Annotated in this window: 22 protein-coding genes; 15 read left to right on the plus strand and 7 right to left on the minus strand. The window is 58.9% G+C overall.

The window, feature by feature from the left end; translation table 11 throughout:
* The first annotated feature begins 391 nt into the window (after positions 1 to 391).
* A complete protein-coding gene (locus tag ABIE49_RS30070) occupies positions 392 to 577 on the plus strand; it encodes a hypothetical protein (RefSeq protein ID WP_192738479.1) in 186 nt (61 codons plus the stop codon).
* Positions 578 to 762: 185 nt separating this feature from the next.
* Here the strand turns inward: ABIE49_RS30070 and ABIE49_RS30075 are convergent, their stop codons facing one another.
* Complete coding sequence (locus ABIE49_RS30075) at positions 763 to 1,944, minus strand: DUF3800 domain-containing protein (RefSeq protein WP_192738480.1); 1,182 nt, start codon at positions 1,942 to 1,944, stop codon at positions 763 to 765.
* A 200-nt stretch (positions 1,945 to 2,144) separates the two neighbouring features.
* A complete protein-coding gene (locus tag ABIE49_RS30080) occupies positions 2,145 to 2,372 on the minus strand; it encodes a hypothetical protein (RefSeq protein WP_192738481.1) in 228 nt (75 codons plus the stop codon).
* Positions 2,373 to 2,594: 222 nt separating this feature from the next.
* Between ABIE49_RS30080 and ABIE49_RS30085 the strand changes: the two genes are divergently transcribed.
* The 5 genes from ABIE49_RS30085 (at position 2,595) to ABIE49_RS30105 (ending at position 7,155) form a co-directional block, all read left to right on the plus strand.
* A complete protein-coding gene (locus tag ABIE49_RS30085; protein ID WP_192738482.1) occupies positions 2,595 to 4,376 on the plus strand; it encodes a tetratricopeptide repeat protein in 1,782 nt (593 codons plus the stop codon).
* A 772-nt stretch (positions 4,377 to 5,148) separates the two neighbouring features.
* Entirely contained in the window at positions 5,149 to 5,337 is a 189-nt protein-coding gene (locus tag ABIE49_RS30090; protein WP_192738483.1) for a hypothetical protein, read from the plus strand.
* Positions 5,338 to 5,454: 117 nt separating this feature from the next.
* Positions 5,455 to 5,853, plus strand: coding sequence for a DUF3237 domain-containing protein (locus ABIE49_RS30095; protein ID WP_210337441.1), 399 nt, complete (start codon positions 5,455 to 5,457; stop codon positions 5,851 to 5,853).
* Between the two features lie 148 nt (positions 5,854 to 6,001).
* A complete protein-coding gene (locus ABIE49_RS30100) occupies positions 6,002 to 6,295 on the plus strand; it encodes a putative quinol monooxygenase (protein ID WP_192738484.1) in 294 nt (97 codons plus the stop codon).
* Positions 6,296 to 6,399: 104 nt separating this feature from the next.
* Entirely contained in the window at positions 6,400 to 7,155 is a 756-nt protein-coding gene (locus ABIE49_RS30105; RefSeq protein WP_192738485.1) for an SDR family NAD(P)-dependent oxidoreductase, read from the plus strand.
* 464 nt (positions 7,156 to 7,619) lie between these two features.
* On the opposite strand, the gene ABIE49_RS30110 is transcribed toward ABIE49_RS30105, so the two are convergent.
* Positions 7,620 to 9,383, minus strand: a complete 1,764-nt coding sequence (locus tag ABIE49_RS30110; RefSeq protein ID WP_354067073.1) for an adenylate/guanylate cyclase domain-containing protein — start codon at positions 9,381 to 9,383, stop codon at positions 7,620 to 7,622.
* Positions 9,384 to 9,647: 264 nt separating this feature from the next.
* Here ABIE49_RS30110 and ABIE49_RS30115 point away from each other — a divergent pair, with 264 nt between their 5' ends.
* Positions 9,648 to 11,048 (plus strand): SNIPE associated domain-containing protein, encoded by a 1,401-nt coding sequence (locus tag ABIE49_RS30115; RefSeq protein WP_210337442.1) that lies wholly within the window; start codon positions 9,648 to 9,650, stop codon positions 11,046 to 11,048.
* Between the two features lie 75 nt (positions 11,049 to 11,123).
* Here ABIE49_RS30115 and ABIE49_RS30120 read toward each other — a convergent pair whose 3' ends face one another.
* Complete coding sequence (locus ABIE49_RS30120) at positions 11,124 to 12,230, minus strand: hypothetical protein (protein ID WP_192738486.1); 1,107 nt, start codon at positions 12,228 to 12,230, stop codon at positions 11,124 to 11,126.
* 635 nt (positions 12,231 to 12,865) lie between these two features.
* On the opposite strand from ABIE49_RS30120, the gene ABIE49_RS30125 reads away from it, so the two are divergent.
* From ABIE49_RS30125 to ABIE49_RS30140, 4 genes are all read left to right on the plus strand, one after another.
* Positions 12,866 to 15,133: an acyl-CoA dehydrogenase gene (locus tag ABIE49_RS30125; RefSeq protein WP_192738487.1), complete on the plus strand. Its 2,268-nt coding sequence runs from the start codon at positions 12,866 to 12,868 to the stop codon at positions 15,131 to 15,133.
* Positions 15,133 to 16,416, plus strand: coding sequence for an acetyl-CoA C-acetyltransferase (locus ABIE49_RS30130; protein ID WP_192738488.1), 1,284 nt, complete (start codon positions 15,133 to 15,135; stop codon positions 16,414 to 16,416). The genes ABIE49_RS30125 and ABIE49_RS30130 overlap by 1 nt, the downstream gene beginning before the upstream one ends.
* Positions 16,417 to 16,418: 2 nt before the next feature.
* A complete protein-coding gene (locus tag ABIE49_RS30135) occupies positions 16,419 to 18,515 on the plus strand; it encodes a 3-hydroxyacyl-CoA dehydrogenase NAD-binding domain-containing protein (protein WP_192738489.1) in 2,097 nt (698 codons plus the stop codon).
* 68 nt (positions 18,516 to 18,583) lie between these two features.
* Complete coding sequence (locus tag ABIE49_RS30140) at positions 18,584 to 18,937, plus strand: acyl-CoA thioesterase (protein WP_210337451.1); 354 nt, start codon at positions 18,584 to 18,586, stop codon at positions 18,935 to 18,937.
* A 12-nt stretch (positions 18,938 to 18,949) separates the two neighbouring features.
* On the opposite strand, the gene ABIE49_RS30145 is transcribed toward ABIE49_RS30140, so the two are convergent.
* The gene (locus tag ABIE49_RS30145) at positions 18,950 to 19,384 is read right to left on the minus strand and encodes a YMGG-like glycine zipper-containing protein (protein ID WP_192738491.1); all 435 of its coding nucleotides are present in this window, start codon (positions 19,382 to 19,384) and stop codon (positions 18,950 to 18,952) included.
* 245 nt (positions 19,385 to 19,629) lie between these two features.
* On the opposite strand from ABIE49_RS30145, the gene ABIE49_RS30150 reads away from it, so the two are divergent.
* Complete coding sequence (locus ABIE49_RS30150; RefSeq protein ID WP_192738492.1) at positions 19,630 to 19,821, plus strand: hypothetical protein; 192 nt, start codon at positions 19,630 to 19,632, stop codon at positions 19,819 to 19,821.
* A gap of 164 nt (positions 19,822 to 19,985) precedes the next feature.
* Here the strand turns inward: ABIE49_RS30150 and ABIE49_RS30155 are convergent, their stop codons facing one another.
* Positions 19,986 to 21,128, minus strand: a complete 1,143-nt coding sequence (locus ABIE49_RS30155) for a hypothetical protein (protein ID WP_192738493.1) — start codon at positions 21,126 to 21,128, stop codon at positions 19,986 to 19,988.
* A 253-nt stretch (positions 21,129 to 21,381) separates the two neighbouring features.
* On the opposite strand from ABIE49_RS30155, the gene ABIE49_RS30160 reads away from it, so the two are divergent.
* Both ABIE49_RS30160 and ABIE49_RS30165 read left to right on the plus strand, forming a co-directional pair.
* Positions 21,382 to 22,212 carry a DeoR/GlpR family DNA-binding transcription regulator gene (locus ABIE49_RS30160; RefSeq protein ID WP_192738494.1) on the plus strand — a complete coding sequence of 277 codons (831 nt, stop codon included), beginning with the start codon at positions 21,382 to 21,384 and terminating at the stop codon, positions 22,210 to 22,212.
* A 176-nt stretch (positions 22,213 to 22,388) separates the two neighbouring features.
* Positions 22,389 to 22,772, plus strand: coding sequence for a RidA family protein (locus ABIE49_RS30165; protein ID WP_192738495.1), 384 nt, complete (start codon positions 22,389 to 22,391; stop codon positions 22,770 to 22,772).
* A gap of 7 nt (positions 22,773 to 22,779) precedes the next feature.
* Here the strand turns inward: ABIE49_RS30165 and ABIE49_RS30170 are convergent, their stop codons facing one another.
* Complete coding sequence (locus tag ABIE49_RS30170) at positions 22,780 to 23,379, minus strand: CGNR zinc finger domain-containing protein (protein WP_192738496.1); 600 nt, start codon at positions 23,377 to 23,379, stop codon at positions 22,780 to 22,782.
* Between the two features lie 87 nt (positions 23,380 to 23,466).
* Between ABIE49_RS30170 and ABIE49_RS30175 the strand changes: the two genes are divergently transcribed.
* Positions 23,467 to 24,381, plus strand: coding sequence for a DMT family transporter (locus ABIE49_RS30175; protein WP_192738497.1), 915 nt, complete (start codon positions 23,467 to 23,469; stop codon positions 24,379 to 24,381).
* The last annotated feature ends 124 nt before the right edge of the window (positions 24,382 to 24,505 follow it).

Genomic DNA, 24,505 nt, shown 5'->3' on the forward strand with positions numbered 1-24,505 from the left:
CCTGTCTCACCACTAGCAGGTCTCGTTTATGATTTAGGTACACGTCGAACATGTGCCACCTCCGATCCAAAAGCCCAAACCCTATCGTTTCGGACCAGACAGAAGGTTGCGTGAATGCAACAGCCCGAGCGGTATTATTGGCGATGCTCACTCACACCCAGGTACCGCGTTGATGATGGACGGTTCGTCGATGTTATCGTTGATCGCTGCGCCATCAGACCGCTGCGAATCTACGCGCGGCGCGGTAGTCAAACGCCAAGGCGTAGCTCGGCAACAACGCTCGCCGGTCGCCATCGTTTGATTCAGCAATTAGAAACCATCTCAAATGATCCGAAAACTTTAACGAAACAACTTAGCCGTCTCGGCGTAGGTTTGTCGGAGGGCACAACCCATGACAAATCGCCAGCTTAGAGAGCAGGAAGTTCAGATCGCGCGTTATCAGTTTCTATCGCGTGAGGTTACTGATCCGCTTGCCATATGTTTGCTTCGGCTCATTGTCGAAGAACTTGAAGCCGACTTGAGAAGGGAACGCGGCATCAGCCAGAGCTGTTTTGAAGGTGCGCGTAAGCTGAATTGATGTTCAGGGCGTGAGCTGGCCATGCTGCTCGGCAAAAGCGAGCAGGCCGCCGAGAGCTACATCAGACACTGCGATGTCGCCGCGACACTTGCTGATGCCTTACGGCGACGTCAGATAGGCGTCGCGGCTGTTTCCCAACTCGCGGAGACGGTCCGCCGTTACACATCAAAGGCAAAGGCGCGTTGCTAATATTCCCGGACGATCGGGCAAACGGCGCAATTAACGCCAATCTTTAGCTGCTTCAAATCGAGTAACCCGGACTGGGTCTTCATGTGAAAGGTGTTGCGGGAAAAGTGGGCGGGAAACAACAGCGCGAAGGAACGCTTTCCAGCAGGAAGTGCGGCCGCAGCTTCCTGTCTGGGAACGTAGTCTTCCAATGTTTTCCTCGATTTTTGGAGAATGAATGAAAGCATTTCAGAAGCGTTGAATTTCACACCATCGCTTTTCCGAATGAATATCTTGATGCTGGCTAACTGTTCGCGGGCCGCCTCCTGTGTCTCTGCGTCAAATTCCGCGTCGGGAACATCGTAATATTCGGTATCAAGGCTAGCTATGTAGTAAGTGACTTCGAAGTCGATGCGCCCAAGGTCGCCTCGCGCCTCTTGGATTAGTCCTCTACGGCCAAAATAAGCATCCATCCTCAGGATTTCGGCCTTGTCTAATATGCCGGATGCGCCTTCTCTAAGTCGGTCCTCGTCGTATTCAACATGTAGATACTTCATCCTCTTTTTGATTGACCATGGAAACCTGCGCTTCCGGACTGCAGAAGGTGCGCTGCCTTCCTTGTGCCATTTCATCACCCACCAAGCATATAGGTCCGCACCCTGCAGGGGCATTACCAGCTTGTCGTCACGAAATTTCGGAGTGTCGCCTAGCAGTGGTCGCATGCTGCTCGGCGCTGCAAATTTCAGCGTATGCCACATCGCAATGATTTCGCGCTTCTCCGATTGATCATCAAAGATGAAATCAATTGGCCCGCTCAGGTGGATGCTCGACTGATTGTGCGCCACCTGCTCGACGAGTGCTCTTATGCCCAGGTAATAGGGATTGCGAAGTTTTTCCTTGGCCGACACTGGCAGATCGAGGTCATTTACGACCTTCACCAAACCAGCGGTATTGATGGCGCACGATATGGCAGCTTCGATCTCGAATTCTTCGAGGGTTCGATAGAAATAGGCAGCTTTCTCTAGGCTTGCTTCACTGCGAGCCATTTCAGTCATCTTGAACGCAGAAAGTCCCGCGTGGTCTAAGCGCGACTTCCATTCAGCAGAAAAAGCAGTCCAAACGTCGGCTTCGGCAACAAACCCAGCTAACACAATTGCGTTCGGATCGCCGGTCCCGCTCGCGTCTACATATGCCTGCAACATGGCGACATTCCTAACCGATGCGCTGCGGCTTATTCAGGAAGAACTGACAATTACTTGTGGCAGCTCAGCGTATTGGTCAATCGCGACGATGACCGCCTGAACATGTTGATAGCAGTGGCCTTCACGCGTCGCGCGGCGACGAACTTCTTCTAGGGCTTTCAACCATGCGCTATCGGTACCATCGTCGAAGTAGCGCGGCTCTACCACTTGCGGGCACCGAGTACCTTGGCAGGCTTTGGCCGCTCTGCTTTCAATTGGTCGCGCTGCATGCAAAGTCCTTCGATCTTGGCCTGCATGCGCTGGAGCAGCATTTCGGCCGAAGCTGTCGGGATACCGGCTCGTTGCAGCGAGAGGATGTCCTTGCGTTGACGCCCCAACTGCAAGCGCATGTAGTCGATTTCAGCCCTAATATGATCGAGCGATGGCATGTGGTGGGCCTGCGGTATGACAGACCTTATAGAACGAATAGAGAACAGAATGTCAAGCCGCTTGGGGTGTTGCTGATGGCGTGTGTTGAGAGCACTTCCTACGGCTTCTTTGCCAGCTCAACTATCAGTCGTGCGGCAATCAAAAGGCGGGTAAGATCGCGCGTAACGCGCATTCCAGCGATGACGTGCTTTGCGCGCTGGTTCTGCTTCGATTGAAACTGGATGAGTACACCCACGCCAAATCGAATTAAACGCAAGTTACTGGCAATCATGGCCGCCGACATAGCTGGCTATTCTCGGCTAATGCATGGCGACGAAGAAAGGACGCACATCCGGCTCAGCAATCTGCTCGCCGATGTAATCAACCCGACCATCGACCAATTTGGCGGACGAATAGTTAAGCACACAGGCGATGGGTTCTTGGCTGAGTTCCCAAGCGCAGTCGAAGCTGTTCGAGCTGCCGAAACATTTCAGGGCCGTATATTGGAGCTTGAAGCCGCAGAGCCGAACGATCAGCGACTAACTTTTCGCGTTGGGATCAATATCGGCGACGTGATAGTAGAAGCGCACGATATTTTCGGCGATGGCGTCAACATTGCGGCGAGGCTTGAAGCAATCGCCGAACCCGGTGGCATCTGCATTTCCGGTTCCGCATACGATCAAGTTCGAGGGAAGTTATCGCTGGTCGTTACAGACCTGGGCGAACGGGCTCTAAAAAATATTACAATGCCGGTCAAAGTTTATGCTGTAGTCATCGGCAACCCAGTGCCTTCGAAAAATGCGATTTCAGCGCTCTCGTCCGCGCCCGTTCTGTCCATTGTCGTTCTTCCGTTCGCAAATATTGGTGGCGGTCCTGAACAGGATGACTTTGTTGATGGTGTAACCGAAAGTCTGACTACCGATCTTTCCCGCATCAGCGGTTCATTTGTCATAGCGCGCAATACTGCATTTACGTTCAAGAACAAGGCCATTGACGTTAAAAGTGTCGGACGAGAGTTGAACGTTCGGTATGTGCTAGAGGGCTCAGTACAGCGCGGAGGCAGCAGGTTTCGCGTAAACGTGCAGTTGATAAGCGCCGAAACAGGTAATCACTTATGGGCTGAGCGGTTCGACAAGCCAATAGCCGATCTGTTCGATATGCAGGATGAGATAGTTTCAAGGCTCGCCAATGAATTGGGCGCGGAACTTGTGATTGCTGAGGCTAAGCGGGCGGAGCGCGAACTTAACCCAAATGCGCTGAATTTATGTTTTCAAGGGATGGCTTGGATTTATAAAGGTCCAACTCGCGAAAACATGGCCGTCGCGCGCGACTATTTTGAACGAGCTTTATTAATTGATCCGAATTCGATACATGCGCAACTAGGGAAAGCGCGCGTCGAAACTGGTCTCGGATCGACATTCGTGGACGAGACGCGATGGAAGCATTTTGCCGAAGCGGAACCAATTTTAACGAGCGTACTCGCTGCCGAGCCTAGCAATGCTACGGCTCATCTATTTTTGGGTATCGTTCTTGTGCAAACCAAACGCGTCGCGGCTGGAATAGCCGAATGCGAAAGAGCGCTGACCTTGGACAGAAATATGGCTAACGCATTGGGCGTTATCGCCTATGCAAAGCAGCTAATCGGGCGAGCGGAAGAGACCGAGACCTATGTGAAAGAGGCGGAGCGGCTATCTCCGCGCGATATCTTCGCTTTTCGTTGGTTGAACTCGGCGGGCGTGTCGAAATTACTGCTTGCTGATTGGCCGTCGGCTGTGACTTGGCTTCGTCGTTGTATTGAAGCTAATCGAAACTATTCCATCGCTTATATCCATCTGGCTGCGGCCCTCGCTCTGTCCGGTGAAGAGAAAGAAGCCCGGACGGTGGCCGCGGCCGCGCTCTCGCTTGACCCGACATTCTCAGTCCTCAGGTACCGCAAAAACTCCGCAAGTGACCATCCACAGTATCTCGAAGCGCGCGAGCGTATTTATGAGGGTCTGCGCATAGCCGGATTGCCTGAGGGTTAATCTTCGCTTCAGACATAGGTGCCGCCCGCTGCAATTGCCGATGTCGCAGCATCAGGCAACGCACTCAAGCTCCGTCGATGGAAGCCAATCGTCAAAACGTCTTCGCGAATTGGCGCGCTTACCGACCGCACTGCCCGCTTTTTCCGCCAACTTCCGCTTACTTCGGCCGGTATCTCATTGCCACGAAGTAAGACCAGCAAATCGTTGGTTCGATTAGTGTAAACGTCGTACATCTGTGTCCTCAGTTTTGTGATTGCTCTTCGCCGCGCGGTGCGAAACTGCGGCGTGACGAGTCTCTTTCGTTCGAAGCAACTTCTGCATGGCCTGGCGCGCGACCATTTCCAATGCGCCTAGCGTTCTTTTTCCATGCCGTGCCGCGCGCATTAAATTCAGCGCGATGAACTTCCGACTTTCATGGTCGCCGCCATGGTTCGGTAGGACGCGACAAACGTTATCGAGGACCACGTCCATATTCGCGCTTGTTCGGTCGTCGAAATTAGTCATATCACAATGCCATCTGCATAATCACACCGCGCTAAGCGGATCAGTCTCGATCAAGGCGGCCCTTCAAATTTTGACTGCCTGTCGCCGGAAATCTGCTTTAAGAACCGGCATCCGTCGTTCGCATTTGCAAGGTTTTCCCCGGTTTCCCCATTTTCCCAAAGATGCAGGGGCGTTACGGCCAATGTGCCGTCACCACGAGCTTCTGCCCCTTAACCGTCCGAGCACAGACCAACCTTTGATAGTGCCGTGTCGGTATAGGGTTGGAACCATGCTGACCGACGATTTCAAAAAAGAACGCGCCAGCCTCGTCCGTGATCTCGCGGACCGCGCGGACGATCCGTTCATTAAGCGGCGGCTGCTCGATCTCGTCTCCCGATATGAAATTCCAGTAGCGATGAAATCTGTAACGCCGATTTCAATCGGTTGGCAGACGAAAGCTGAGAGCGAGCGAGACTAAATGGTTACCCGACACGATCAGCGATCCCGCTGCCTGTGAAGCTGCCAAAGGATATTGCCGCTGGAACCCCCGCGAGGCAAAGTCCGATCGCTGGGGAACAGCAAGGGGGAACCAACTATGAACTTCGAGTTTGAATTTACGTTGTCAGCTACGCTGAAGCCTCCGATAGACATGGGCGCAGGCCCGTTCGGCATACGCCGCTTCTTCGAAGTCAGTGACGGATCGATTGAGGGCAAGAGGCTGAAAGGCAAAGCCTCGTCAGGCGGCGGCGATTGGTTGCTCGTTGGATCAGATGGCTTCGCGCGCCTCGACGTGCGTGCTCAGATCGCTACGGAGGACGGCGCATTCATTTACGCAAATTATCCTGGCTTACTCGAATTGAATGAGAAGGTTGGTCAGGCGTTGGCGACTGGCGGCAAAACCGATTACGGCGATCAATACTTCCGAACGACACCGCGATTTGAAACCGGCGATCCGCGCTACACTTGGCTCAATCAGAGCTTGTTTCGTAGCTGAGGGCCGTGTCGGCGGCGGAATGGTCGAATACAAGGTGTATCGCGTCCTGTAGCGAGCGTGATTGGGGGCGGGCAGCAAACTACGGTTCAGGAGACGGTTTGCTGCCCGCCTCACTGTTTACTTACCACGCAACGGGAAAAACCAACTGATGGCAAGAATAGCTATTGCGGCGACGCTAAAGGCGGTGCCGGGCAAACGAGATGAATTAATCCTACAGTGTCGAGAACTTGCGCCACTCTTTATCGAGCAAGAGCCGGGCACGTTGCGCCTTGAGTTGCTGTTGCCGCCCGATGATCCAGAGACCCTTGTGCTCTGGGAAGTTTACGAGAGTGCGGACGCGCTTGCCGCTCACCAAAGCGGCGAGTTGCTAAAGAGATTTCGGTCCGCGATCGAGGGGACGGTGCAAAGCATGTCCGCAACCCGGCACGACATGCTTGAATAGGCTCAGCCTCGTCGTTTACGATAATCTAGATGATGCCGACGTGTTGAGGGTGATGTATCGTTGCCCCTTCGAACGCTGGCACTCCGACGCACTTGGGGGAGAAAATGGATTTCAGTGGAAAGGTTGCGCTGGTAACCGGAGGGTCGGGTGATATTGGAAGAACGATTGCCGAGGCTCTCGCCGACGCTGGCGCGGATGTTGCTGTTTCCTACATAGGGGAGGCGGCACGCGCTGGCGAAGTCGTTGAGGTGCTGCGGAAGGCTGGTCGGCGCAGCTACGCCGTACAACTTGACCAAAGAGACCCTAAATCAATTGATGATTGCGTGAGAAGTGTAATCGGCCACTTTGGTCGGATAGACATTCTAATCAACAATGCAGGGTGGAACATCGGCATCCCGTTCGGGGATCTCGCTGCATTAACACCGGAAATTTGGGATCGGGTCCTCGAAACCAACCTTCGCGGCCCGTTTCTGCTTGCACGAGGTTTTGGCGCTGAACTTCGGCGACACAAATCAGGTCGCATTGTAAATATCGCAACGCTCGCCGGGATCGCTCCGGGTGGCAGCAGCATCGCTTACGCGGCCAGCAAGGCGGCGTTGATCCATCTCACACATTGCTTAGCAGTTGCACTGTCGCCCGACGTGACCGTCAACTGTGTAGCACCTGGTTTAGTTGAGGGAACGCGCATGGCTGAGCGGGTACCGGACGCAGTGAAGCAGAGCGCTCGTGCTCAGTCAGTCCTTGGACGAACCGGAAGTGCTGATGACATCGCCCAGATGGTGGTCGCTTATTGCCGAACGGACAGCGTCACGGGGCAAACGATTGTCGTGGATGGCGGAAACCCAATGGGAATGCATTGAAAGCGTAACTTGCCTCCGCAACGGGGCTTTGAGGTCTTACTGCTGGCCCATCACGTCATTTCGCTATGCTGCGAAATTTGGTGGCTGTTGAGGCATGGCGGCCTCTCTCGTGACCCGTCAGCTCAGCCATTTATGGGTTGACGGCCTATGCGGGCAACTAGGACTCCGCAGTCGGTTTGCTGCCCGGCTCCTGTTCATCACGCGCCAACTCAGCAGCCTTGATGTTCGCCTCTCGGGCTGCATTGTCTCTGATTTTCCAGAACGCTCGCAACAGTCTGAGTGTTTTGCAATTACTGTAGTGTGGTTTGCATTTCGGCTCCATCGCCGAACACCATAGGCGAGAAGCGAACGCAGGGCATCGCGATTGTCGTCTGTCGAGGCTTAGCGTTGAGTCGGGGACCGGGGTTCTACGGATAGCGGCGCCGCATCCGGAGCTGAAACGGTGCCCCGATGGACGAGAAAAATTATTGGATGCCAGCGATGCGCAGGCTTTCCAAGAGATGTGCATTGTCTTCTGGTCGTATAAACACCGGATTATCCCCGACCATGAGGCTCGTCAGAAAACCTGGTGCGAAGCCGTTCAGTGCGTCGATCTCGACACGAGCCCGCCCCAAGCCACCATTCTGAGCGCAGCATGCAATCATGAGCGCGCGACGGATCGGCGCGCGATGGGAAACCTGAATGCCAGACTCGCACCAGCGAATTGTCTCGGCATAGTTTCGCGATGTGAAATGAGCTAGTGCCATCGCTAAGTGAGCGGTGCCAGCCCAATAATCTCGCGGGCTAAGCCGAAGTGCGATGTCAGCGTGTTCGATAGCTTCATTAGCCATGCCAGCTTTCGCTTCCGCGAATGCCAAAGCGATAACGGCGAATGCATAGTTCGGGTTTACCTCGCGCGCACGTCGCATATCGGCAAGGCCGCCTTCGTATTCGCCTCGATTGAAGCGGACCCAGCCGCGAAGCGTTAACGTTCGCTCATCCTGTGAATTGATCACTGACATTCGCTCAACGATGTTCCATGCCTGAGCAACCGCAGTTTCGGGATGACTTCCCCAGCGGTACAGGTGGCATAGATAGAACGCCATAGCGAGGACACTATGGGCGGCGAGCGATTTTGGGTCGGCCGAAATTGCCTCTTGGCAAACACTAATGGCTTGTTGCATGAGCGCTCCATCGGCGCTCTGGTAGGCTTCGATGAACATACCTTCCGCTCGCCAGGCGAGTTGCTTTCCTTGCGGATTTGCAGTTTCTCGACGGGAGCGTGCAATTTCGGCGAGATTAATTTCTGGCGCGATGCTTGCGACGACCGTTCGCGTGATCTCATCCTGCACGTCGATCATGTCTGCGTGATCTCGGTCGTAGCGTTCCGCCCAAACGTGCTCGTTGTTAACTGCATCAATTAGCTGGGCCGTTACTCTAACTCGATTGCCAATTCGTCGGACACTGCCTTCGAGAACGTAATTGACCCGTAGGTCTCGCGCGATCTGCATTACGTCGAGTGGCTTGTTCTTGTAAAAAAATGTCGAGTTTCGTGCGATGACGGCAAATTCTCTAAACCGCGAAAGTTCGGTAATGATGTCCTCTACCATACCGTCGGCAAAATACTCCTGTTCGGGGTCACCGCTCATGTTTTGGAATGGTAGGACGGCGATTGAAGGCTTGTCGGGAAGTGGTAGTGCCTTGACCGCTCCCTTCTGGGGCTCAGTTCCGTTAGAAGACGCTGTGGAGTATAGCCGCACCGGCCGTTCAATATTTTTCAGCGACCGTTCGCCTAGATCGATAAAGGCGAAGTCCGTTTTTCCGCGAACATGCTCATACGCGCCGCCGGACAGACACACGCCGCCAGGCTCGCATTCGTTCTCAACACGTGCCGCAACGTTGACGCCGTCACCGAAGATATCGCCATCATCGATGATGATATCCCCGACATTGATGCCAATACGGAATTTGATCTGTGTTTCGCTCTCGCGTTCGGCCATCTGCCCTTGAACGGCCATGGCGCAGGTCACGGCATCCACGGCGCTGGCAAACTCGACTAGCAAGCCGTCGCCGGTTGTCTTGACGATGCGACCCTTGTGGCTTGCGATGGCGGGATCGACGATCTCGCGGCGGAGCCGCTTGAGCGCTTGGAGCGTGCCGACCTCGTCGGCTCCCATCAGGCGAGAATAGCCAGCTACGTCGGCTGCGAGTACTGCCGCTAGTCGCCGCTCGATGCGCCCGCTGGTCACCCGAAAGTCCTTGCCCCGTCCATTTGCTAACCCAGTTGCATAAAATCATGGGAATTGAGGGGCTGCCAGCCCGATTACGGTGGTTTGGCAGGCGATTAGCTCAGTAACCTCCTAAAGGAAATGCAGCTTTCCGCACCGCACAGACCGTATTTCGACGGTACGGTAGCGATTCAAGACCGCTTGAATGGATGGCTGGGTTCTGGAATTCTACTCAACCAGTGATCGTGGCTCGCAGTTCAAGACTTTCTCTTACGAGGGCTTTTCATGCAGCAATTTTCTGAAAGAGCCATTCCATTCTTTGGCGCTCGCGCGTTCGCGCGAAAACTCTTGGAGGAGGCGAACCTGCTTAGTGCAAGGGTGCACTCTGCCGAAGCCGAGATGAACGGAGCTTCTGCCAGTCTCGCTCAACTCAGAGCCGAGGTCGGCCAACTGACAGCAGAACGTGATCTCGCTCGCCAGCAACTTGTCATGATCGGGGCGGTTCCGTTATTGGACCTGGATGCCCGCCGTCGAGAACTGCAAACCTCGGTCGATGCGTTAAATGAAAAAGTTGTGAGCGAACAGGCAGAGATTGCGGCAGAGCGAGCGGCCATCCAAAAGGAAGTCGCGGAAGCGCGACGAACAATTGTCGAAACCCGCGAGACGGCCCTTCTTCAAGAGGTCGGTATCTATGAGTATCGGCATCCGCTCACGGACGCGCTGGCGTATGAAGAGGCATTGGATCGCTTGCAAAATGTGATCAAAGCGGCGGCAAAAAAAGATGGTGGCGCAGTTCTAACCGCGACCGATTGGACCGTAAATGGATCAAAGGCCGAGGGCAGCAAGATGCTCCGGGAAATATCTAAGCTAATGTTGCGTGCTTTCAATGCGGAAGCTGACAACCTCGTCCGCAGCTTGAAGCCGTATAAGCTGGACAGTGCGATAGAACGTCTAAAGAAGGTTGAGGATACGATCCGAAAACTGGGCGTCACGATGAATGTGCGTATCGCGGACACTTATGTGCAGCTTCGTATCGATGAATTGAAACTTACGGCAGATTTTTTGCAAAAGCAGGCGGAAGAAAAGGAGGCGGAACGTCAAGAGCGCGAAAAATTGCGCGAAGAGAAGAAGGCCCAGCAAGAGATAGAGCGTGAACGAGCAAAGCTCGCCAAAGAGATGCAGCACTATCAGAATGCGCTAGAGGCCGTGACAGCCAATGGCGATGTAGAGGGAATGCAAAGGCTGCAAGAGCAGATCGTTGAGGTCAACAAAGCCATCGAAAGCGTTGATGCTCGTGCCGCGAACACTCGTGCTGGGTATGTATATGTGATTTCGAACCTCGGTTCATTCGGTGAGCGAATGGTCAAGGTCGGGATGACGAGACGGCTCGATCCGATGGAGCGTATCCGAGAGCTGAGCGACGCATCGGTGCCATTCAATTTCGACGTTCATGCGCTTTTCTTTTCTGACGATGCAGTTGGTATCGAAGGCGCGATGCATGATCGGCTGTCTGAGTTTCGTGTGAACGGCGTTAATCTGAGACGGGAATTCTTCCGAGCGACACCACTAGAGGTGAAAGCACATCTCGGTCAGTTGACGGGTCAACTGTTGGAGTTTCGCGAGCTGGCGGAAGCGATTGAGTATAGGCAAAGCTTGCAGATGCGCCCCTCGACAAGCGAGCGATGATAGCCAGGGGCGTGAGACGATTTGGCCATTTCGGCCTCAGCGCGCCGTCGTCTTATCAACAGCACGCGCCGGTTGTCATAACGCGCTAGGTTTTTCACCCCGTTGATAAGCGAGAATTTGTTTGCGCATCCAATCACCAAGCTTATTGGTGAATTTCACAATCACGTCCGTGCCCTGTACCGTTACGCGAAACGGGCGAGGGCCGTTCGAGCAGGCGGTGACGTGCGCCATGCTCCAAAGTGATTTGCCTGCGCGGCTGTACGTGAAATGAGTACAAAGCCAATTATAGTCGAAAGTCTTCGGCAGTAGTTGCGGGTGGGTTGCTTTTTCGGAAATCAACGGTCTGATGACAGTAGTGTCATCACGGACAATTGAGAAAATGCTGGTGTCATTGGTTTGTGCGCAAAGGAGTGCAATGCATTCCAACTCTTCGCCATTGTAACGATTTAGGAGTAGTTTGGGCTTCCAAGTTAATCCGCGTTCGGGTGTGGTCTCATCGTACTCAAAGTGGGCGAACGCAATTTTATCCAGCTTTGTAAATCCTGTGGGACCGCGATAGCACAACTCAATTGCGCCTCCCCATCGCTCCACGAGATTTTGGAAGGTATATAGCTCTCTCCCTATCGATTGCGACGCGAAGGCCAGCGCATCGCAAAGCACGCTTGCAAAATTATCAATCGCGGGGTTCGGGATCGGATCAACGCTATCAAGCTTGGCAATCGTTTCTTTAAAGTAGTCTGATCCCGTTCCGGCATACCGAACATGCTGAAAGCGCCGTAGATCGGTCCCCTCAACTCGATGCCAAACGTAACTTAGCTTAGTTCCGTCTCCGTCTAAGACCATTGCTAAACAACTGAGGTCCGGTTCAGCGTTGGCTTCGAGTATCCGCATGATCTCTTTTGCGGACGGACCGAAACGCTCGACGTGGGATTTGATTTCTTTTGCTAGGCCGAATGCGGACACGTATGGCCCCGCCCACGCCAAGACGACCGTGTCATGAATAATGTTTACCTTTTGCTTGAGTCCACTAATGGAGACACCGAAGTCCACAGCTATGCTGTCGGGCAACGTGCCAGATGCAGGCAATCGACGCGTGGTTGGTGTCTCCGAATAGTGAGTGAGGAGCGTGTCGCCACATAGGATCGGGACATCTTGTCGGCTGAAGCCGAAGATCAATGTCATTCGGGTCCTCGAAGCGGCTTATTGGTAACGACGATTGGCACGGCGCGCGCCCCGCGTTGCTCATCAAAATAGGCAAAGAGGTTATGACGGACCGCCAGCCGGAACGAGGCCGCATTGGTAGTTCAGCTCGTGCTCCCAAATTTTTCACAAGAATTTTCGCTCCGGCTGATTGGGACACAACGGAGGACACTCAAGCCATATCGCATTGATTAGTTAGGTTTTCGATGTGCTTATCTTCCCCTGCGCAGGGAATGTCGGATGCTCTCCGCTGCCCTGTATGCTCGTGTGCAGCTTTGTTTGCACTATTCGCACACGAGACCGCGGGTGCAGCGCGCATCCGGCATTCCCTGCGCCCTCTGTCTTAGGGGGCGAAAGTAACCTGCAAACCTCGGGCGCAAGGCGCCGCGAGAATGCGAAACTGTATCCGCGTGTCGTCCCGGCCTTCGCCGGGACGACGATGATTGTGATTGCGGACGGCAGACATGCACCCCACAACCCGGAACGGACAAGCTCCAAAGCCGTTATCAGCCGCCCGGCCGCGTCAATTTCGCCCGATTTTCAAGGCGAAGTGTTCACCCAAACCCCGCATCATCAGCTAAAATAGCCTTCCGCGCCGCCGATCCATGAGGACCGCCATGAGCTTCCGCCGCGATTTCATCACCAAGCCGATCTTCTCCTGGGCCCGCGGCGTGTTGCCGTCGATGTCCGACACCGAGCGCGAGGCGCTGGAGGCGGGCGACGTCTGGTGGGACGCCGACCTCTTCACCGGCAATCCCGACTGGTCGAAATTGCTTGGCTACGCGCCGGCGACGCTGACCGCGGAAGAAGAAGCCTTCCTGCATGGTCCGGTCGACGAACTCTGCGCCATGCTCGACGACTGGAAGATCAATTGGGAATGGCGCGACCTGCCCCCGGAGGCGTGGACCTTCATCAAGCGTCACAAATTCTTCGGCATGATCATTCCCAAAGAGTATGGCGGCCTCGGCTTCTCGCCTTATGCGCATTCCGAAGTGGTGCGAAAACTTTCGTCGCGTTCGCTCACCGCCGCCGTCACGGTGATGGTGCCGAACTCGCTCGGGCCCGGCGAACTCCTGATGCGCTTCGGCACCAAGGAACAGCAGCAGCAATGGCTGCCGCGGCTGGCCGACGGCCGCGACATTCCCTGCTTCGGGCTGACCAGTCCGGAAGCAGGCTCCGACGCCGCCTCGATGATCGACACCGGCATCATCTGCAAGGGTACATTTGAAGGCCGCGAAGTCTTGGGGCTGCGCCTCAACTGGCACAAGCGCTACATTACGCTCGGCCCGGTCGCGACGCTGCTGGGCTTGGCTTTCAAGGCCCGTGACCCCGATCATCTCCTTGGCGCCGAGGAAGACCTCGGCATCACCGTGGCGCTGATCCCGACGCATCTTCCGGGCGTCGAAATCGGCAAGCGCCATCTGCCGGCGATGCAGGTGTTTCAGAACGGCCCGAACTGGGGCCACGATGTCTTTATCCCGATGGATTACATCATCGGCGGCCAGGAGCGCCTCGGCCAAGGCTGGAAAATGCTGATGACGGCACTTGCCGCCGGCCGCGGCATTTCGCTGCCGTCATTGTCGGCCGCCGGTGCGGCCTATGCCGCGCGCACCTCTGGCGCCTATGCCCGCATCCGCGAGCAGTTCGGCATCTCGATCTCGAAATTCGAAGGCATCGAGGAGCCGCTGGCGCGCATCGCCGGCACGGCCTATTTGCTCGACGCCGCGCGGCGGCTGACCTGTGCGGCACTCAATCAAGGCCATCATCCCGCGGTCATTTCCGGCATCATGAAGCTGCACGCCACCGAGCGGATGCGGATCGCGATCGACGACGCCATGGACATCCACGGCGGCAAGGCGGTGATCGACGGCCCGCAGAATTATTTGGGCCATCTCTACCGTTCGGTGCCGGTCGGCATCACCGTGGAAGGCGCCAACATCCTGACCCGCAATCTGATCGTGTTCGGGCAGGGCGCGATCCGCGCCCATCCCTATCTGCTCGACGAGATGAATGCGCTCGGCGAGCAAGACCGCGCCAAGGGGCTGGATGCTTTCGACAAGGCGTTCTGGAGCCATGTCGGCCACAGCTTCAAGACCATGTTCCGTGCCTGGGGCCGCAACTGGACCGGTGGCATGTTCGCGCCGGCGCCGGACGCAGGCGATGCGACCAAATTCTGTCGCCAGCTCTCGCGCTATTCCTCGGCGTTCGCGCTCTGCGCCGACATGGCGCTGCTGACCCTGGGCGGTGCGCTCAAGCGCAAGGAAATGCTCTCGGCCCGGTTCGGCGATATTCTCTCCGAACTCTATCTGCTTTCGGCCGCGCTGAAGCGCTGGCAGGACGAAGGCCGCCAGCAAGCCGATTTCGCCGCACTGGAATGGTGCATGGCGAGCGGCTTCAAGACCATCGAGAACCGCTTTGCCGAAATCCTCAATAATCTGCCCAATCGCTTCGTCGCAATCATCCTGAAATTCCTGATCCAGCCGTTCGGGGCGCGGGTGGTCGGGCCATCAGACCGGGTCGTCCATCTCTGCGCGCAACTGGTGCTGTCGCCATCGGCGGCGCGTGACCGGCTGACGGCGGATTTGTCACACGTCGATGACGATCGCGGCGTTGCCCGGCTGGAAAAGGCGTTCCTGCTGGTGACGGCGGCGGAAAATATTTCGAAGCAAATGCATGCCGCGCGACTGCATGACTGGAAAGAGGCGGTGCAGAAGGGCGTCATCACGCAATCCGAGGGCGAAAGGCTCGCTGCGGTTCACGAAGCTGTCGCAAAAGTGATCGAGGTCGACGATTTTGCGCCGGAAGCGCTGTCGCCGATTTACAGGAAAGCCGCCGACGTGCATCAGTTCTTCCAGGAATTGGGTGAGCAGAGGGCGGCGAGCTGATGGCGCGACCGGTTTTTATTGTCGACGGCAGCCGGACGCCGTTCCTGAAAGCGCGTTCCGGTCCCGGACCCTTCACCCCGGTCGATCTCGCCGTGCAATGCGGCCGGCCGCTATTGGCCCGGCAGCCCTTTGCGCCCACCGCCTTCGATCAGGTGATTTTGGGCTGCGTCAACGTCATTGCCGACGAGATGAACCCGGCGCGGGTCGCAGCGCTGCGGCTCGGCATGGGTGAAAAAATGGTCGCCTTCACCGTACAGATAAATTGCGGCTCCGGCATGCAGTCGATCGACACGGGTTACCGCTACATCCGCGAGGGCGTCTCCGACCTGATCCTGGCCGGCGGCGCCGAGGCGCTGAGCCACGCGCCGCTGGTGTGGCCGCAGCAGGGCGTGCGCTGGTTCGCCGGCCTTGCCGGAGCCCGGGGTATCGGCGCCAAGATCATGGCCGCGCTCAAGGTTCGGCCGTCCTATTTCAAACCGATCATCGGCCTCGAACGCGGGCTGACGGATCCCATCACCGACCTCAACATGGGCCAGACCGCCGAGGTGGTCGGGCATCTCTTCGGCATCACCCGCGCGCAGTCCGATGCCTATGCCGCCGAGAGCCACAAGCGGCTCGCCAATGCCCAGAGCCAAGGCTGGCTGAAGGGCGAGGTCGAAACCGCTTTTGCCCGCGACGGAAAATTCTATGACCATGACGACGGCGTGCGGCCGGATTCCACGGCCGAGACATTGGCAAAACTGAAGCCGGTGTTCGAACGGCCCTGGGGCAAGGTCACCGCCGGCAATTCCTCGCAGATCACCGACGGCGCGTCATGGGTGATCCTCGCTTCCGAGAAAGCCGTTGCCAAGCATGGCCTGACGCCGAAGGCGGTCATCCTCGACAGCCAATGGTCGGCGCTCGATCCCTCGATCATGGGCCTCGGCCCGGTGCTGTCGGCGACTGAACTGTTGAAGCGCAACGAATTGACGCTCGGCGATATCGAGACCTGGGAATTGAACGAGGCCTTTGCGACGCAGGTGCTGGGCTGTCTCGCGGCCTGGAACGACGAAAAGTTCTGCAAGGAGATTCTGGGCCTCGACGGTGCGGCCGGTGCCATCGACCAGACCAAAATGAATGTCGATGGCGGCGCGATCAGCCTCGGCCATCCCGTCGGTTGCAGCGGCAACCGCATCGTGCTGCATCTCGTCAACGCCATGAAGCGGCTGGGCACACGACGCGGCATCGCCACCGAATGTATCGGCGGCGGGCAGGGCGGCGCGATGCTGATAGAGACGGTGTGATCATGGAATCAAGGATCATGGACGTTCTCGGCGATCGCGTGCTCGAACTCGGGCCGACACCCGATGCGGGCGGGCCGTACAGGAATTTCAAATTGACCCGCGATTCCGACGGGATCGCCTGGCTGCTGTTCGACCGCGAAGGCGCCAGCGCCAATACGCTGTCGGCGGATCTGATCGAAGAACTCAACAAGGTGATAGCTGAGCTGGAAAGCGCTCGGCCCGCCGGCCTCGTGATCCGTTCCGCGAAGGAATCCGGCTTCATTGCCGGCGCTGATGTCAACGCGTTTCGCGGCGCGAGCGATGTGCTGGCCGTCGAGACCGAAATCGGCCGCGCGCATAAGGTGATCGACCGGCTCGAAGCGCTGCGGATCCCCACGGTCGCCGTGATCCACGGCTTCTGTCTCGGCGGTGGCCTGGAGGTTGCGCTGGCCTGCCAGATGCGGATCGCGATCGATGATGCGCGCTTCGGCTTTCCCGAGGTGATGCTCGGTCTGCATCCCGGTCTCGGCGGCACCGTGCGTTTCACGCAGCTGGTCAATCCGATGCAGTCGATGCCGTTGATGCTGACCGGCAAGACCATCGACGCCCGCAAAGCCAAATCGCTGGGTCTGGTCGACGCGGTGACGCAGGAGCGGCACGTCCGCAGCGCGGTGAAGGATGCCGTGTTCGGGCGGCTGAAGCGCGCTGCACCCGGCCTGCTGACCGCGGTTCTGAACTGGGAGCCGGCACGCAAACTGCTCGCCTCGCGGATGCGCAGCGAGGCGGCCAAGGCGGCGCCGCAGGAACATTATCCCGCGCCCTATGCGCTGATCGATCTCTGGGAAAGCTACGGCGGTGACAAGTACGGCATGCTGCGCGCTGAGCAGGCCTCGTTCGCCAAATTGATGGTGACGCCGACGGCGCAGAACCTGATCCGGGTATTCTTCCTGCGCGAGCAGATGAAGAAGCTCGCCGGCAGCGGCAACAAGATCAACCACGTTCACGTCATCGGCGCCGGTGCGATGGGCGGCGATATCGCGGCCTGGTGTGCAGGTCAGGACATGCGGGTGACGCTGGCCGACATGAAGCCCGAGCCGATCGCCGGCGCGATCAAGCGCGCGTCAGACTTGTTCGGCAAGATCCTGCGCAAGCGCACTAGCGTGCGCGATGCGCTGGATCGATTGATACCCGACATGGGCGGCGAGGGTGTCCGCAGCGCCGATCTCATCATCGAGGCGGTGCCGGAAAAGCTCGCGCTGAAGCAGAAGGTCTATGCCGGGCTCGAGCCCATCATGAAGCCCGGCGCGATCCTCGCCACCAATACGTCGAGCATTCCGCTGCAGGATTTGCGCACCAGTCTGCAAAAGCCGGAGCGGCTGCTCGGCCTGCATTTCTTCAATCCGGTGTCGCGGCTGCAGCTGGTCGAGGTCGTTAGTCATGACGGCACGGATGCGCAACTGTTGAAGGAGGCGCTCGCGTTCGTCGGCGCCATCGACCGGTTGCCGCTGCCGGTCAAGTCTTCGCCGGGCTTCCTCGTCAACCGCGCGCTGACGCCCTACATGCTTGAAGCCATGGTGATGCTCGACGAGAAGATCGACAAATCGGTCATCGACGCCGCGGCGAAAAAGTTCGGCATGCCGATGGGCCCGATCGAACTCGCCGACCAGGTCGGCCTCGATATCTGCCTCGACGTCGGCGACATGCTGCGCTCGAAGTTCGGCGACGCACTGCCGCCCACACCAGCATGGCTGCGCGAAAAGGTCGCCAAGGGCGAGCTCGGCCGCAAGTCCGGCAAGGGATTTTATGTCTGGAAGGACGGCAAGGCGGATACCTCGTCGGCCGCGCCTTCCACGACGGAGCCATCGGCCGAAATGATCGATCGCCTGATGCTGCCGATGTCGAATGTCTGCGTCGCGTGCCTGCACGAAGGCATCGTCGACAATGCCGATGTGGTCGACGGCGCTGTCATCTTCGGCACCGGTTATGCGCCGTTCCGCGGCGGCCCGCTGAATTATGCCCGCACCCGCGGCGTGGACAATGTGGTCGCGACCCTGCGCGCGCTCACGGAAAAATTCGGCGACAGATTCACGCCCGATGCCGGCTGGGAGAATTTCAAGTGAACGAGACGCATGCCCCGCTAAGTACCGAAACCGAGCCGCGCGGCGATCTCTGCATCCGCACGCTGGCGATGCCGGCCGACACCAACGCCAATGGCGACATCTTTGGCGGCTGGCTGCTCAGCCAGATGGATATCGGCGGCGGTGTGTTCGCTTCCAAGATCGCGAATTCGCGCACCGTCACGGTTGCGATCGATGCGATGAATTTTCGCAAGGCCGTCTATGTCGGCGACCTCGTCTCGGTGCACGCCAATCTGGTCCGGATCGGCCGGACCTCGATCACGGTCCATCTCGAGGCCTGGTCGCTGCGCCGCGAGGACAGGCAGTCGATCCTGGTGACCGACGGCAATTTTACCTACGTCTCGATCGACGAGCAGGGCCACCCTCAAGCCATCAAGCGTGAGGGGGCTCCAATCTCGACTTGAGCCATATGAATCTTACGGGCAGGGACGCTCGTAGCCGTCACGGCCGATGAACGTGCCGCGGCGCGGATCATAGCTCCTTGCGCGCATGCAGCGCGGCGTATCGTCATAATACTGCTGCGGCGGGGGCGGCGCATATTGTGCCTGGACGCCGCAATAACGCGGCGAAACCGCCACCCAGCCGCCGGGCTGCTCCACATAGCAGCCGTTGTTGTAATAGCGGTAGCCACCCGGGCGCGCCTCGCCCTGGGATGCAATCGCCGCTCCCGTGCCGGCGCCGATGATGGCGCCTGCCGCCGCGCCGCCGCGTCCACCGAGGGCGCCGCCGACGACACCGCCAAGCACGCCGCCGACGATCGCGCCGCCGATCGCATCCTGCGCCGCGGCCTGCTGGACCGGTGCGCAAATCGCGAGGGCCAGAAGCGTCGTAACCGCCAATTTCGATACCATGTCCGTTCTCCGGCCTGTTTGTCGCAAATCACTGGATTCGCGGGGAACACTGGCGGCGACTTTGTCGCAGGTCAAGCCTGCGGAGGGGCCGTTTTTCCCACGAATCCGTATTGGACCGGCCTTGCCGGGCGCTGATTCGCCAGACAATCCTCGACGACGTTTCCGTGTAGGCGCGCTTGCCGGGCTGAGGAACATTTCGGCAGGCGCTCGGTTGTTTGCGCGGAATACCATCGAGGCTGGAAAATATGTCGGATACCTACATTATCGAAGTCGGTTCGCAGACCGCCGGGATCGTCGTGCGTGGCCCCGGCGGGTACCGCTTCTTCGCGGCCTCTCGTCGTTTCGACCAGCTGGAAGGCCAGCTGTTCCGCAATGCCCGCGAAGCCGAGCGCGCGGCGAGGCGTCTTGCCACCGGCGATCTGACGCTGGCCGCGTGAATTACCGAGGGCGTGCTGATCGAGAACGTTGCGCGTGCAACGCTGATGCTGAAAGGCCTCAAGAAGCAGAACCGGGCCGCGGCGATCCAGCCGGCCACATCCGTACCGCGACATAACCCAAAGGCGTCTCGCGGGCCGCGCGGGAAAGAGCGCCGGAGCCGCGTTCAGCCCTGGCCGATCAGCCGCTTGCAGAATGCGGCGCTATCGCTGATCGCATCGCGGCCCTTCCAGGCCAGGCCGGACAACAATCCATTGCCGCGCGCGCCGCGCAGTTGCAGGATGTGGCCGACTTCATCGGGAAACCGGCTCACTTCAGTCTCCACATCGGCCACGATGGCGCTCCTGATGTCGCGCAGCCGCGCGCCCCACTCGGAGGCAGCAAGTTCCCGGATGGCGGCCTGCACCGCTGCTTCTGTCTTGTCGATGTCGGCCAGGATGTCGCGCGCGTCGACGACACGGTTTTTCTTCAGGGCAACGCGCAAGGTGATGCGCTTGTCGTCGATCTGGTCCAGCACCATCGAGACGGATATCGCATAGGGCGTGGCTGCGACGTCGGTTGCGCGCCGGCTGCGCGCGGGTTTGGTGGCAAGACGGAGCAACTCGCGGGGCGTCTTGAGACGTCCAGCAACCAGCGCCAGCGCAAACGGCACCGCGCCGGGATCCTTTTTCCGGAATGCATCCAGCAGCGACGTGATCTTGTCGACCTGCGCGTCGTTGAATTTTGGGATCTTTTCCGGCAAGGCTTTGCCGAACCCTGCCAGCGCCTCGCGTGCGCGAAGCGCGCCCATGATCTTGACGAGGTCGCTATAGACCGACGGCGAAGCCGTGTAGGCCGCAAGCTTGGTGCGTGCCCGCTCCGCGCCATCGGCCGAAGCCAGGTTTCCCTCCAGCGATTTTGCGACCTTGGTCTGGAAGATCGATGCCGCCTGCTGCGCGTCGCGCGGCCGGTTGGAAGCGATAAACCCCTTCATCTGGTCTTCGTAGTCGCGGGCCATGATCGGCAGCAGATCGCGGTTGATCCATTCCCAGATCGGAACGAGTGAACTCCGCGCAATCCGGCCCGTATTGGCATGCTCCGGCGCACCGGCGACGACCAGCGCCGCCAGCGGCGCGAAGAAGTATTTAGACGGCGTTGGAGCTTCGTTAGGTCCGTCCGGGCGCAGTTCGGCCCGCAGCCTGGCCTGCAGGTCCGCGGTGCCCGGCATGTCGACGCCGCACGCCTCCAGCCGCTCCAGCTCGGTGAGCAGGCAGCTACGCGTCAGCGGGCTCAACCGCTGGAGGAATTCCCAGATCCGATCGACCCGCATTTGCAGCGATTTTCCGATATCTGGCCCATTTCCCGAGCCAGCGACGGCAATGCAATCACAAAACCGTTAAGAACGGCAAAATCGCACCGGTAAAATGCGGCTGGCGCGATGCAAATGGGCTTATCATGCCTCTCGCGCGCGGCCTTTTTAACAGATGGTTAACCATGATGTTCGGGCGCATCCGGTTTCGGCCGCGTTGACCGGAACCACAAACCACCGCACGATAAGAAACTTTTTCCCTGAGGTGCCACCCGTGGCCGGACTGTCCAACCGCCAGACTGAAATTCTCAACATCGCCCGCGCCTTCGGCCGGGTGATGGTGGAGGATCTCGCCAAGCGTTTCGAGGTTTCGGCTCAGACCATCCGCAAGGACCTCAACGATCTCTGCGACCAGCGCTCGCTGACGCGGATCCATGGCGGCGCCATCATCGCCTCCGGCGTCGAGAACCTCGCCTATGAAGCGCGCCGCTTCGTCGCCGCCGAGGAGAAGCGGGCGATCGGCATTGCCGCCGCCTCGCGGATTCCGAACGGCTGCTCGCTGTTCATCAATATCGGCACCACGACCGAAGAAGTCGCCAGCGCGCTGACCTCGCATGAGGACCTGCTCGTCATCACCAACAACCTCAACGTCGCGATGCTGCTGTATCGCCATCCGCGCATCGAGGTGATCGTGGCGGGCGGCGCGGTGCGCCGCGCCGACGGGGCGGTGATCGGCTCGACCGCGATCAGCCTGATCGGCCAGTTCAAGGTCGACTACGCCATCATCGGCGCCTCCGCGATCGACGAGGAGGGCGCGCTCCTGGATTTCGACTACCGCGAAGTGCAGGCCGCGCAGGCGATCATCGCGAATGCGCGCAGCGTAATGCTGGTCGCCGACTCGACCAAGCTCAGGCGCAGCGCGCCGGTGCGCATCGCCCATCTCAGCCAGATCCAGACCTTCGTGACCGACGCCGCGCTTCCCGCAGGTCTCGCCAACATCTGCCACACCCGCGGCATCGACGTGGTCGAGGCGATGGACAAGCCGGCCCCCGATATCGATGAGCCGGTGGCTGAGACGGCATTGACCGTCACGCGGCTGCGCTAGACGCGGAAAGTACCGACCCTCACTTCGTTCCAGCATGAATAGGCCCCGGCATCGTCCGGGGCCTATTCATGAGAATTCTGACTTGGAATAGAAAATCTAAGCCAGCAGTGCAGGAAAAATGGTTTGTGCTGGATCGACCGGTGCACGAGGTTCTCTCAGGAAAAAGGAGAACCGTAATGCAGATCCGACGCATCAATTCCGAAGCGGCACTCGTGCCGACGACCGGTTACAGCCAGGCGCTTGAGGTGGCTGGTCATACAAGGATGCTTTTTGTGAGCGGCCAAATCCCGGCCGCGGCTGACGGTACGGTGCCCGAGGGTTTTGAAGCGCAGTGCAGGCTCGCCTGGAGCAATGTCGAGGCGCAGCTCAAGGCAGCCGGCATGACGCTCGACAATCTGGTCATGCACCGGACCTACCTCGCGGACCGGCGCTACACCATGCTCAATCGCGCGGTGCGAAGCGAGGTGCTTGGCAGCCGGGAAACCGCGCTGACCGTCGTCATCGCCGGAATCTTCGACGAGGCGTGGCTGCTTGAGATCGAGGCGGTGGCTGCGGGTTGAAGTCTTTCTAGTGCGTCGCGCAGCGCCATCGCCGCTGCTTCTCGCGATTGCCGCAGCCGATCATGCTGCACCATTGCCGGCGCTGGCCCTTGCTGGTGTCGAGATAATAGACGTCGCAGTCGAAGGCTCCGCATTTGCGGATTCTCTTGCGCTCCTCGTCAACGAGCAGACGCTCGATCGCGAGCGCACAGGCATGCAGTGGGATTTCACGCGCCAGCGCAGGCGACCAGCGGCGGTCGGCCAACCCGGGTGAGGGCGATGCGACCAGCGTTCGGGCCGCATGTGCCGCCTGGATCGCAGCAGACAGCGCGTCGAGATCGGACTGCCGCACCGGCCGTCGCGCGTGTGCGGCAGCGAGGACATCGTGAAGGTGTTCACGAAGCCTGCGCGCGCGTTTCGCAATATGCGAGCCGCTGTTTCCTATCTGCTTCAGGCGTGCGGCCGTCCGATCGTCGATCAGGCCCGCCAGCGCAGCGAACTGTGTCAGGTCACGATACGTTGCCAGGTTCTCGATCGGCACGGTCGAGGGCCGCTCATCCAGGGTGTTCACGAGATCCAGCGCCGGATGGCCGCCGCTCCATTCGAACGGATTGGCGCGGCCGCTCATCCTGCTTGCCTCACGTTGCGCGCCATCATAACCTGTAAAGTATAGTAAAAGGGTTATGCTGTCCATTGCGGTCGGAGGAGGGCGATGATGACTGATCTCACCGTCGATGGCCGCACTGCCGCGCAGTATCTCCGCGGCGCCCTCTACGGCCTTGCCGCCGTCAGCATCTGGTCCGGTTGGATCGTGGTCGCGCGCCTCGGATTGCGGACCAGCCTGACGCCATGGGACATCGCTGCGCTTCGCTTTGGTGTGGCCGGTTTGCTTCTGCTGCCCTATGTGATGCGACGGGGGCTCGCGTTCGAGCGGCTCGGCTGGATCGGGCTGGCGGCGATCGTGATTGGCGGCGGCGCTCCGGTCCTGTTGGCGAATGCCGGCCTGTTGTTCGCGCCAGCGGCGCATGCGGGCGCACTGTTTCCCGGCGTCATGCCGCTGGCGGTGGCGCTGCTGGCTGCGGCCATCCTGCATGAGCCGTTCACCGATGCGAAGAAACTTGGCTTCGTGCTGATCCTGCTCGGCGTCTTCGCCATCGCCTGGAACGCTGGCGGCGCAGTCGGCTCCGGACAGACGATCGGGCACGCGCTGTTTCTCGGCTCTGCCGTGGCATGGGCCTGCTACACGGTCGCGATGCGTCGCGCGCGGCTCGATGGTCTGCATGCGGCCGCTATCGCCGCGGTCGGCGCTCTGTTTATCTACATACCCGTCTATTGCGCCGTGGAGGGTGCCAGTCTCGCCAAGGCGCCTTGGGAAGACCTGGCGCTTCAGGCCATCGTGCAGGGGCTTCTGACGGCGATCGTTTCGCTGGTTTTCTACGGACGGGCGGTCAGCATCCTTGGCGCGTCCAGCGGTGCCGCGTTCGCAGCGCTGTCGCCGGCGCTGACGGCCGTCATGGCCATTCCAATTCTGGGTGAGTGGCCGACGGCAATGGACTGGATCGCCATCGCTGGCATCTCCGCCGGCGTGTACGTCGTGAGCGGAGGCCCGCTGCCGCGTCGACGGAACTGACAGCTCCGGTCGATTTGCGCCGTAGAGAAAACCGGCTGGTTCCCCATTTTCGATTTGCTTTCGTTTTTCTTTGTGATTAACTCCGATCCGAAAGTTAAATCGCCGAAGTGAAGAGGCGATCGCC

The organism is Bradyrhizobium sp. OAE829 (assembly GCF_040546575.1).
Classification (GTDB): domain Bacteria; phylum Pseudomonadota; class Alphaproteobacteria; order Rhizobiales; family Xanthobacteraceae; genus Bradyrhizobium.